The organism is Microbacterium sp. Y356 (assembly GCF_059445355.1).
On sequence record NZ_JCAIUE010000006.1, the window covers coordinates 1 to 5,358 of the forward strand.

Annotated in this window: 2 rRNA genes; both read left to right on the forward strand. The window is 53.8% G+C overall.

Annotated elements, in window-relative coordinates:
* Positions 1-348: 348 nt before the first annotated feature.
* Positions 349-1,873, forward strand: a 16S ribosomal RNA gene (locus tag AC1C2Q_RS18925).
* Positions 1,874-2,196: 323 nt separating this feature from the next.
* A 23S ribosomal RNA gene (locus tag AC1C2Q_RS18930) occupies positions 2,197-5,300 on the forward strand.
* The 16S and 23S rRNA genes sit together here, the layout of an rRNA operon.
* Positions 5,301-5,358: the final 58 nt, after the last annotated feature.

Below are 5,358 nucleotides of genomic sequence, written 5' to 3' on the forward strand. Positions count from 1 at the left end.
TAGAGAAGTTGTCCTGAAGCTTTCTGAGCTTCGAACAATTACTCGAATTTGGGTCTTGCGGCGTGTCGGTTTGACATGCTGTGTGGCTCAGGTAAGATTGAGAAGTTGCCCTGCGGGCCTGGTTGTGATGACTGGGTCGTGGGAGCATCCGATCCTTGAGAACTCAACAGCGTGCACTTGTCAAATGCCAAATTATCCTCGTCGGTCTTCGGACTGGTGAGAATTCCTTTGGATCAAAGACCAGCCCTTCCGGGGGTTGGCATTTTAAATGAAGTCAGTTTGATTCATTTCTTTGGTCAGTTCAAACTCGCTGCGCACACCTTTTTCCGGTGTGTTCAGTATTTTTCTTTTACGGAGAGTTTGATCCTGGCTCAGGATGAACGCTGGCGGCGTGCTTAACACATGCAAGTCGAACGGTGAAGCCCAGCTTGCTGGGTGGATCAGTGGCGAACGGGTGAGTAACACGTGAGCAACCTGCCCCTGACTCTGGGATAAGCGCTGGAAACGGCGTCTAATACTGGATACGAGACGTGATCGCATGGTCAACGTTTGGAAAGATTTTTCGGTTGGGGATGGGCTCGCGGCCTATCAGCTTGTTGGTGAGGTAATGGCTCACCAAGGCGTCGACGGGTAGCCGGCCTGAGAGGGTGACCGGCCACACTGGGACTGAGACACGGCCCAGACTCCTACGGGAGGCAGCAGTGGGGAATATTGCACAATGGGCGAAAGCCTGATGCAGCAACGCCGCGTGAGGGATGACGGCCTTCGGGTTGTAAACCTCTTTTAGCAGGGAAGAAGCGAAAGTGACGGTACCTGCAGAAAAAGCACCGGCTAACTACGTGCCAGCAGCCGCGGTAATACGTAGGGTGCAAGCGTTATCCGGAATTATTGGGCGTAAAGAGCTCGTAGGCGGTTTGTCACGTCTGCTGTGAAATCTGGAGGCTCAACCTCCAGCCTGCAGTGGGTACGGGCAGACTAGAGTGCGGTAGGGGAGATTGGAATTCCTGGTGTAGCGGTGGAATGCGCAGATATCAGGAGGAACACCAATGGCGAAGGCAGATCTCTGGGCCGTAACTGACGCTGAGGAGCGAAAGGGTGGGGAGCAAACAGGCTTAGATACCCTGGTAGTCCACCCCGTAAACGTTGGGAACTAGTTGTGGGGTCCATTCCACGGATTCCGTGACGCAGCTAACGCATTAAGTTCCCCGCCTGGGGAGTACGGCCGCAAGGCTAAAACTCAAAGGAATTGACGGGGACCCGCACAAGCGGCGGAGCATGCGGATTAATTCGATGCAACGCGAAGAACCTTACCAAGGCTTGACATATACGAGAACGGGCCAGAAATGGTCAACTCTTTGGACACTCGTAAACAGGTGGTGCATGGTTGTCGTCAGCTCGTGTCGTGAGATGTTGGGTTAAGTCCCGCAACGAGCGCAACCCTCGTTCTATGTTGCCAGCACGTAATGGTGGGAACTCATGGGATACTGCCGGGGTCAACTCGGAGGAAGGTGGGGATGACGTCAAATCATCATGCCCCTTATGTCTTGGGCTTCACGCATGCTACAATGGCCGGTACAATGGGCTGCAATACCGTGAGGTGGAGCGAATCCCAAAAAGCCGGTCCCAGTTCGGATCGTAGTCTGCAACTCGACTACGTGAAGTCGGAGTCGCTAGTAATCGCAGATCAGCAACGCTGCGGTGAATACGTTCCCGGGTCTTGTACACACCGCCCGTCAAGTCATGAAAGTCGGTAACACCTGAAGCCGGTGGCCTAACCCCTTGTGGGAGGGAGCTGTCGAAGGTGGGATTGGTAATTAGGACTAAGTCGTAACAAGGTAGCCGTACCGGAAGGTGCGGCTGGATCACCTCCTTTCTAAGGAGCATCTGACTCATCACGAGTCCAGAACCCAGATCGAAGACATACGTTCTTCGCTGGGAGCTCATGGGTGGAACATTTGACATGGTGCCGGCGCAGTTGGTTNCGGTGGGACTGAATCCTCAGGGCCTCTTGTCGTTTCTCCCGTTTGGGGGGTGCGAGGAGGGGTACCGCCCGTACTTTGAGAACTACACAGTGGACGCGAGCATCTTGCAGCTGATCTTCGGATCGGTTGCACAAGATGATCTTAAAGATCATTAGTCAATTTCAGACACACACTTTCGGGTGTGGGTCGAGTTTTGATTCAAACTCATGTGATTTATCAAGTCTTTAAGAGCAAACGGTGAATGCCTTGGCATCTGGAGCCGAAGAAGGACGTAGCAATCTGCGATAAGCCTCGGGGAACTGATAAGCAAGTTTTGATCCGAGGGTGTCCGAATGGGGAAACCCCGCTGGGCGGCGTGCCGACCTAGTGACTCCCGCCTGAATATATAGGGCGGGTAGAGGGAACGTGGGGAAGTGAAACATCTCAGTACCCACAGGAAGAGAAAGCAACCGCGATTCCGTTAGTAGTGGCGAGCGAAACCGGAACAGGCTAAACCGAGCATGTGTGATATCCGGCAGGAGTTGCATGTTCGGGGTTGTGGGACTTTTCAGTCAACTCTGCCGAGTTGGCGGCGTTACAAGATGGTATAGACGAACGGTCTTGAAAGGCCGGTCATAGAGGGTGAGAACCCCGTAGTCGAAATGCCTCCCTTGGCGCGAAGAGTATCCCAAGTAGCACGGGGCCCGAGAAATCCCGTGTGAATCTGTCAGGACCACCTGATAAGCCTAAATACTTCCAGATGACCGATAGCGGACAAGTACCGTGAGGGAAAGGTGAAAAGTACCCCGGGAGGGGAGTGAAATAGTACCTGAAACCGTTTGCTTACAAACCGTTGGAGCCTCCTTAGTAGGGGTGACAGCGTGCCTTTTGAAGAATGAGCCTGCGAGTTAGCGATATGTGGCGAGGTTAACCCGTGAGGGGTAGCCGTAGCGAAAGCGAGTCTGAATAGGGCGATTCAGTCGCATGTCCTAGACCCGAAGCGAAGTGATCTATCCATGGCCAGGTTGAAGCGTGTGTAAGAGCACGTGGAGGACCGAACCCACTTAGGTTGAAAACTGAGGGGATGAGCTGTGGATAGGGGTGAAAGGCCAATCAAACTTCGTGATAGCTGGTTCTCTCCGAAATGCATTTAGGTGCAGCGTTGCGTGTTTCTTGCCGGAGGTAGAGCTACTGGATGGCCGATGGGCCCTAAAAGGTTACTGACGTCAGCCAAACTCCGAATGCCGGTAAGTGAGAGCGCAGCAGTGAGACTGTGGGGGATAAGCTTCATAGTCGAGAGGGAAACAACCCAGACCACCAACTAAGGTCCCAAAGCGCGTGCTAAGTGGAAAAGGTTGTGGAGTTGCTTTGACAACCAGGAGGTTGGCTTAGAAGCAGCCATCCTTGAAAGAGTGCGTAATAGCTCACTGGTCAAGTGATTCCGCGCCGACAATGTAACGGGGCTCAAGCACGCCACCGAAGTTGTGGCATTGACATTATTGGTAGGCCTTCGTGGTCCAGCCGTGTTGATGGGTAGGAGAGCGTCGTGTGGCCAGCGAAGCGGCGGTGTGAACCAGCCGTGGAGGCTACACGAGTGAGAATGCAGGCATGAGTAGCGAAAGACGTGTGAGAAACACGTCCTCCGAAAGACCAAGGGTTCCAGGGTCAAGCTAATCTTCCCTGGGTAAGTCGGGACCTAAGGCGAGGCCGACAGGCGTAGTCGATGGACAACGGGTTGATATTCCCGTACCGGCGAAGAACCGCCCAAGCTAATCCAGTGGTGCTAAGTATCTGAATCCCAGTGACTGATCCCTTCGGGGTGACGGATTGGGCCTAGCGTACGACCCCATGCTGGTGCGGTTAGCGTATTAACAGGTGTGACGCAGGAAGGTAGTCCAGCCGGGCGATGGTTGTCCTGGTGCAAGTGCGTAGGCCGAACGGTAGGCAAATCCGCCGTTCACATAGGCTGAGACACGATGCGAATAAAAAGTGGATGATCCTATGCTGCCAAGAAAAGCATCGACGCGAGGTTCTAGCCGCCCGTACCCCAAACCGACTCAGGTGGTCAGGTAGAGAATACCAAGGAGATCGAGAGAATCGTGGTTAAGGAACTCGGCAAAATGCCCCCGTAACTTCGGGAGAAGGGGGGCCTTCGGCGTATAGGGATTTACTCCCAAAAGCGTTTGGAGGCCGCAGAGACTAGTGGGTAGCGACTGTTTACTAAAAACACAGGTCCGTGCCAAGTCGCAAGACGATGTATACGGACTGACGCCTGCCCGGTGCTGGAAGGTTAAGAGGACCGGTTAGCCGCAAGGCGAAGCTGAGAATTTAAGCCCCAGTAAACGGCGGTGGTAACTATAACCATCCTAAGGTAGCGAAATTCCTTGTCGGGTAAGTTCCGACCTGCACGAATGGCGTAACGACTTCCCAACTGTCTCAACCGCGAACTCGGCGAAATTGCATTACGAGTAAAGATGCTCGTTACGCGCAGCAGGACGGAAAGACCCCGTGACCTTTACTATAGCTTTGTATTGGTGTTCGGTGTGGCTTGTGTAGGATAGGTGGGAGACTTTGAAGCGTGGACGCCAGTTCATGTGGAGTCATTGTTGAAATACCACTCTGGTCACTCTGGATATCTAACTTCGAACCGTAATCCGGTTCAGGGACAGTGCATGGTGGGTAGTTTAACTGGGGCGGTTGCCTCCCAAAAAGTAACGGAGGCGCCCAAAGGTTCCCTCAACCTGGTTGGTAATCAGGTGGCGAGTGTAAGTGCACAAGGGAGCTTGACTGTGAGACTGACAGGTCGAGCAGGGACGAAAGTCGGGACTAGTGATCCGGCAGTGGCTTGTGGAAGCGCTGTCGCTCAACGGATAAAAGGTACCTCGGGGATAACAGGCTGATCTTGCCCAAGAGTCCATATCGACGGCATGGTTTGGCACCTCGATGTCGGCTCGTCGCATCCTGGGGCTGGAGTAGGTCCCAAGGGTTGGGCTGTTCGCCCATTAAAGCGGTACGCGAGCTGGGTTTAGAACGTCGTGAGACAGTTCGGTCCCTATCCGCTGCGCGCGTAGGAAATTTGAGAGGATCTGACCCTAGTACGAGAGGACCGGGTTGGACGAACCTCTGGTGTGTCAGTTGTTCCGCCAGGAGCACCGCTGATTAGCTACGTTCGGGATGGATAACCGCTGAAAGCATCTAAGCGGGAAGCCGGCCTCAAGATGAGATTTCCATACCTTCGGGTGAGAGGCTCCCAGCCAGACTACTGGGTTGATAGGCCAGATGTGGAAGCACGGTAACGTGTGAAGCTGACTGGTACTAATAAGCCGATGACTTGATAACACACCGTTTGTTGGTGCTACGCGTCCACTGAGTGGTTCTCGATGTACGGTCGAGAACC